This window comes from Streptosporangiales bacterium (assembly GCA_009379825.1).
GTDB lineage: Bacteria > Actinomycetota > Actinomycetes > Streptosporangiales > WHST01 > WHST01.
The window spans coordinates 1-5,667 of the sequence record WHTA01000151.1 but is presented as its reverse complement, the minus strand read 5'-3'; the positions used below and the strand labels follow the sequence as shown (position 1 = coordinate 5,667).

Here is a 5,667-nt window from a genome sequence, read left to right as displayed (position 1 = left end):
GTTCGATGCGGCGACGTATCGCCACCATCGCCACCGCCGTGGGAGCCGCGGCGTTCCTGACGTTCATGAGCTCGGCCCCGGCCAACGCGGCCGTCGAGTGGGAGTCACACGGCCTGGAGGGTGTCAAGGCGCACGGCACCACCTGGCGGGCCACCATCGACGGGAAGAAGTACCAGAAGGTGCGGGCCTACATCAAGGACAACCGCAAGGACGGCTACCACGCGGCGATCAGGATCAAGTGGACCGAGGACGGCCGCCAGACCGTGAAGACCGCATGGAACCCGTACGGCTACGACACCACGGCCAAGGGCACGCTGCGGTCGCGGAAGATCACCCACACCTACGTGAAGGAGTGTGTGGGATCGGACGCTAGCGGCAGCTTCAAGGCCGCACGGTGCGGCGACTGGCACCGGATCCGCTGACCACCTGAGGCACCTGAGGACCCCGCCGGATGGCGGGGTCCTCGTCGTTTCGCGGCGGTGTTGTCGGCTCCGGCTGTTAGACATGGAGCCATGACGGTCAAGCACATCACCGCGAGCACGCTGCTGTGGTGCCGTTACGAGGACGGCTGGCGGCTCGGCCTCGTCCGGCACCCGATCCAGCAGCGGCTGCTGCCTCCCGGCGGGCACGTGGAGCCGGACGAGAACACCGAGCAAGCAGCGTTGCGGGAGATCGCCGAGGAGACGGGGATCGAGGCCGACCTCGTCCCGTCCCGCGGCATCCCGCTCGGCGACGACTTCCCCGCCACGACCGTCGAGCGGCCCTGGTGGATCTGCGAGCACCCGATCGCCCGCGACAACCACCTCGCCGCACCGCACATCCACGTCGACCACGTGTACGTCGGCGTGGCCCGGGCACCCGTGCCGGTCACCCGGCCTGAGCACCCGTTCGACTGGTACCCGCCCACCGAGTGGGGCACCCTCGACGTGCCGCCGGAGACCGTCCAGCTGGCCGGCGCGGCGCTGCAGCTGCTTGCTGCGCACGTCTGACCTGCACAACCATTGACATCCATCGATGAAGCGTCCAGAGTATTGATCGACGCTCGTCGATTCTTGGAGACGTGATGCCGGACCAGACCACCGAACTGCGCGAGCGGGTGCGCGCCCGCTACGCCGCCGCGGCCACCGAGGTCGCCACCGGTTCGAACGCGTCGTGTTGCTCCGGCGGCGCCGTCGAGGTGGACGAAGGCTTCGGCGGCCAGCTGTACGCGGAGACCGACCGCGACGGCCTGCCCGCCGAGGCGGTGGCCGCCAGCCTGGGCTGCGGCAACCCATTCGCCGTCGCCGACCTCCGCCCCGGCGAGACCGTGCTCGACCTGGGCTCGGGCGGCGGCATCGACGTGCTGCTCTCCGCGCGCCGGGTCGGCGCGGCCGGCAAGGCGTACGGGCTGGACATGACCGACGAGATGCTCGCGCTGGCGAACGCCAACAAGGAGCGGGCCGAGGTGACGAACGTCGAGTTCCTGCGCGGCGCGATCGAGGACATCCCGCTGCCGGCCGCGACGGTCGACGTGGTGATCTCCAACTGCGTGATCAACCTGTCCACCGACAAGCCCGCGGTGTTCGCCGAGACGTTCAGGGTCACCAAGCCGGGCGGCCGGTTCGGGGTCTCCGACGTCATCGCCGACGACCACCTGACGCCGGAGCAGCGCGCCGAGCGCGGCGACTACACCGGCTGCATCGCCGGCGCGTTGTCGGAGACGGAGTACCGCCGTGCGCTCGAGGCCGCCGGGTTCACCGACGTACAGGTCACCCGCACGCACGAGGTGGCTGACGGCATGCACGCCGCGGTCATCAGGGCCAGCAAGCCCGCCGACTGAGTCAGCCGGCGGTGGCGCGGAGGAACAGGTCCCCGACCGTCCGCACGTAGTCGCGGAACTCCGCCGGTTCGACAACCTCGAACTCCGCGCCCACCGCGGCGAGCACGAGCACCGGCCAGTCCAGGCTCTCCGCACTCATCCGTACGACGCACGACCGCTCGTCAACCGCCGTCACCTCGGCCCACCTGCCGACGACCGACGCCACCTCGGCTTCGGCGGCCTGCACCCGGATGACGACGTCGTGCCTGTCCCGCACCGAGGCGATGCCCGACCGCACGAAGCTCGCCGCGTCGTCGGTCGGCAGCTGCCTGGGCCGGAACCGCGCGCCGGTCGTCACCGGCTCGACCAGGCGGTCCACCCGGAAGCTGCGCCAGTCCGCCCGGTCCAGGTCCCAGGCCACCAGGTACTAGCGACGGCCGAGCGGCACCAACCAGTGCGGTTCCACCAGCCGTTGCGCCTGCTCGCCGTCGCGGGTCACGTACGCGAACCGCATGCGCTCCGCGTCCCGACACGCCTGCGCGATGGTCGTCAGCGCCCCGACGTCCACCTTCGGCCCGGCGAACACGGCGAACACGGCGGGCACCGTGGACGCCTGCAGCGCCTCGACCCTGCGGCGCAGTCGCGGCGGCATGATCTGCACGATCTTCGACAGCGCCTGCAGCGAGGTCTCCCCGTCCCCGGCGACAGAACCCGCGGCGGCGGTGTGCAGGCCGAGGGCGATGGCGACCGCCTCGTCGGCGTCGAGCAGCAACGGCGACAGCGCCGACCCGGCGCGCAGCTGGTAGCCGCCGGCGACGCCGCGGCTGGCGTCGACCACGTAGCCGAGCTCCCTGAGCCTGTCGATGTCGCGGCGCAGCGTACGCAGGCTCACCTCCAGCCGGTCGGCGAGCTCGTCGCCGGGCCAGTACCTGTGCGTCTGCAGAAGGGAGAGCAACCGCAACATCCGCGCGCTCGTGTTCGCCATGGTGCCAGCGTCACATCCATTCGGGTCAGAACGTGACACCAATACCACGCGCCTCGGACGGCCCGCTGAGCACGTATACTCCGTCCCGGCGCCCGAGCCCGGGTGATGGAACAGGTAGACATGCCGCACTCAAAATGCGGTGGCGAGAGCCGTGTGGGTTCGAATCCCACCCCGGGCACCCAAGGACGCCGGTCGATAGCCTGAGCGAGTGTTCCTGACGAGATCCCCGCGACTGTGACCGCCGATGCCGACGTCGCGGCGGTACAGACCCGTTCCGTACGCACCCTGGTCGGTGGTCAGGTCGTCGGCGGCATCGGTCTCGGCGCGACCGTCGGCGTCGCCAGCCTGCTCGCCGAGGAGGTCGCCGGCTCGAAGGCGTGGGCCGGGTTCGCCGCCACGGCGATGACGCTCGGCGCGGGCGTGCTCGCGGTGCCGCTGGCCCGGCTCGCGAACAGCCACGGCCGGCGGGTGGCACTGAGTACCGGCTGGTTCCTCGGTGCCCTCGGCGGCGCGCTCGTCATCGTGGCCGCGACGGCCGGCCAGCTCGCGCTGCTGCTGGTCGGCATGCTGCTCGTCGGCTCGGGCAACGCGGCCAACCTGCAGTCCAGGTACGCCGCCACCGACCTCGCACCTCCGCACCGGCGCGGCCGTGCGCTGTCCATCGTCGTCTGGGCCACCACCATCGGCGCCATGCTCGGACCGAACCTCATCGACCCAGGCGCGACCATCGCCGGGTACCTCGGCCTGCCGCGGCTGAGCGGGCCGGTGATCTTCTCCGCGCTGGCGTTCGGCGTCGGCGCAGTGCTGACCTGGGTGGTGATGCGGCCCGACCCGCTGTTGCTGGCACAGCGGCTGGCCAGCGAGCACGACTCCACGACCCGGCCGGAGCGCGGCACCCTGCGCTCGGCGTTCGGCGTGGTGTTCCGGTCGGGGCACGCCACGCTCGGTTTCGTCGCGATCGCGCTCGCCCACACCGCGATGATCGGCGTGATGACCATGACGCCGATCCACATGAAGGACGGCGGTGCGCACATCGCCGTGGTGGGCCTGACGATCAGCCTGCACGTCGCCGGGATGTACGCGTTCTCACCGATCATGGGACTGCTGGTCGACAAGCTCGGCCGGGTCCCGCTGATCGTCGCGGCGCAGGGTGTGCTGATCGCAGCGGTGGTCGTCGCGGGCACCTCGGACGGGTCGACGGTACGGGTGACGGTCGGCCTGTTCCTGCTCGGCCTCGGCTGGTCCGCGGCAGTGGTCGCCGGTTCTACCCTGCTCGCCGACACCATCCCGCCGGCGCAGCGCGCGAGCGCGCAGGGCCTCTCCGACCTGGCCATGAACGTGGTCGGCGCCTCCGGCAGCGCACTGTCGGGCACACTGCTCGCCCACCACGGGTTCGGCGGCCTGAACACGATGGCCGGGCTGCTCGTCGTCCCGGTGCTTGCCCTCGTGGCCGTCGCCGCCGTGCAGCGCCGGCCGACGAGTTGACCTACGGCGTCAGCTCTTGCGGAGCACGCCGCCGTACTCGTAGACGTTGTTGTGCTTCTCGGTGACGCCGAGGTACGGGTGTAGGGGGCTCGGCACCGGTTCGAGCGGCGGCTGGTCCGGGTCGGGACGCCAGTCTTTCAGGTTGACCAGGCCGGGCTCGACCAGCTCCAGCCCGTCGAGCAGCGCGTCGACCTCTGCGGGCGTGCGGGTCTGCCACGGGACGTTGATGTCAGTGAACTGCTTGGTCATCTTCGCGCCCTCGGCGGGGTCGTCGATGACCACCTGGGAGAACGCCAGGTAGCTCCCGGGGACGGCGACGTCGTCGATGATGTGGCGCAGCGCGTGCTTGACGCCGTGGCCGACGTCCTCCTGGTCCTTCAGGTGGTGTCCGACGGAGAGGAACAGGATCGCGAGCGGCTTGCTGAAGTCGATCAGCCGCTGCGTGTCCGGGTGCTGCAGGATGGTGTCAGGGTCGCGCATGTCGGCGGTGATGACCGTCGTCACCTTGTTCTTGGCGAGCAGCGCGCGACCGTGCGCCAGCACGATCGGGTCGATGTCGACGTATACGACGCGGACGTCCGGGTTGAGCTGCTGGGCGACCTGGTGGACGTTGTTGTCCGTGGGTAGGCCGCAGCCGAGGTCGATGAACTGGTCGATGCCGGCTTCCTGGACGAGGTAGCGCACCGCCCGGTAGAGGAACTGCCGGTTCTGCCTGGCGATGTCGACGACCTGCGGGAAGTTCTCCGCGATGCCGAAGACGGACTTCCGGTCGATCTCGTAGTTGTCCTTGCCGCCCAGCATCCATCCGTAGGCACGCGCCGAGGTCGGCCGGTCCAAGGGGATCGAAGCCTCGACGTGTTCCTCACCTGTCGTCATCGGGACTCTCCGCCTCTCACGGCGCACGCTTTCCGGGGCACTTTCGGGATGCCGAGCCTACCGGCCAGTAGCACCGCAGCAACAGGTAACGCCGCGCGGTCGTACCTCACCGGCGGGGCGGTACCGGTCGGGCGGATGCGGGTCTCGCCGTGCCCACACACCACTGGGGAAGAGCGTCCCACCTGGCGCTACGTATTGTGAAGCCCTCCGTCGAACCGTTACCGCGATGCGGGCGGCTCGGGTCGCCGCCGGCTAGCGAATACGGTGCATTGCCCGGCCGCCAGGGGCACGCTCCCGGACGCTACTGACAGTGACCGGAGGTCGTTAGCGGCAGCGTTGATCGAACCGGCGGTCGACAGCCGCCATAGTCTGCTAAGTTCTGGTCAGCACTTGCGAATGCAAGAACGTCTGCAAGTGCATTCGCATGTACGGGGGTCTTCACCGGACTGCCCGCATGAACAGGAGTGTCGAATGCCGGAGACGGCGACCACCGAGAACATCCCCTGGTCGGCACTGGCATGGC

The 5,667-nt window shown here is 70.0% G+C and carries 4 protein-coding genes, 1 tRNA gene and 1 pseudogene; 4 read left to right on the top strand and 2 right to left on the bottom strand.

Going from position 1 to position 5,667, the window contains the following annotated elements; translation table 11 throughout:
* Positions 1–512 precede the first annotated feature (512 nt).
* Entirely contained in the window at positions 513–989 is a 477-nt protein-coding gene (locus tag GEV07_30625; protein ID MQA06864.1) for an NUDIX domain-containing protein, read from the top strand.
* 74 nt (positions 990–1,063) lie between these two features.
* Positions 1,064–1,819: an arsenite methyltransferase gene (arsM, locus tag GEV07_30620; GenBank protein MQA06863.1), complete on the top strand. Its 756-nt coding sequence runs from the start codon at positions 1,064–1,066 to the stop codon at positions 1,817–1,819.
* A gap of 1 nt (position 1,820) precedes the next feature.
* On the opposite strand, the pseudogene GEV07_30615 reads toward arsM, so the two are convergent.
* A pseudogene (locus tag GEV07_30615) lies at positions 1,821–2,762 on the bottom strand (WYL domain-containing protein).
* A 117-nt stretch (positions 2,763–2,879) separates the two neighbouring features.
* Here GEV07_30615 and GEV07_30610 point away from each other — a divergent pair.
* Positions 2,880–2,961, top strand: a tRNA-Leu gene (locus tag GEV07_30610).
* A 44-nt stretch (positions 2,962–3,005) separates the two neighbouring features.
* Positions 3,006–4,268: an MFS transporter gene (locus GEV07_30605; GenBank protein MQA06862.1), complete on the top strand. Its 1,263-nt coding sequence runs from the start codon at positions 3,006–3,008 to the stop codon at positions 4,266–4,268.
* 9 nt (positions 4,269–4,277) lie between these two features.
* Here the strand turns inward: GEV07_30605 and GEV07_30600 are convergent, their stop codons facing one another.
* Complete coding sequence (locus tag GEV07_30600) at positions 4,278–5,144, bottom strand: hypothetical protein (protein ID MQA06861.1); 867 nt, start codon at positions 5,142–5,144, stop codon at positions 4,278–4,280.
* Positions 5,145–5,667: the final 523 nt, after the last annotated feature.

What these genes read in the sequence shown, in the direction of transcription:
- GEV07_30625 (MQA06864.1), top strand. Translation starts at nt 513, where the DNA reads ATGACGGTCAAGCACATCACCGCGAGCACGCTGCTGTGGTGCCGTTAC.
- arsM (MQA06863.1), top strand. Translation starts at nt 1,064, where the DNA reads ATGCCGGACCAGACCACCGAACTGCGCGAGCGGGTGCGCGCCCGCTAC.
- GEV07_30600 (MQA06861.1), bottom strand. Translation starts at nt 5,144, where the DNA reads ATGACGACAGGTGAGGAACACGTCGAGGCTTCGATCCCCTTGGACCGG.